Annotated in this window: 1 pseudogene; it reads right to left on the reverse strand. The window is 77.3% G+C overall.

Going from position 1 to position 242, the window contains the following annotated elements:
- A pseudogene (locus N869_RS16270) lies at positions 1-242 on the reverse strand (adenosine deaminase); the annotation flags it as partial.

The following is a 242-nucleotide window of genomic DNA, read 5'->3' on the forward strand; positions in this document are numbered from 1 at the left end:
TGACGGGGTGCCCGGCCTCGTCCCCCGCGAGGTCGAAGCCCACGACGTCCCGGCCGCGGCGCTCGATCACCAGGCGCGCGACCTCCCCGGAGCGGTCCCCGTGCCGCATGGCCGTCAGGAGCTGGGTGACGCGGATCGTGCGGCCCTGCGCAGCTGCGGCGGCGGTGCCGTCGGCGAACCCCTCGGTGACGGCGTCGACGACCTGCGCCAGGGGCAGCCCACCGGCGGTGTGCAGCTCGGGT

It is taken from the genome of Cellulomonas bogoriensis 69B4 = DSM 16987 (assembly GCF_000767165.1).
Lineage (GTDB): Bacteria > Actinomycetota > Actinomycetes > Actinomycetales > Cellulomonadaceae > Actinotalea > Actinotalea bogoriensis.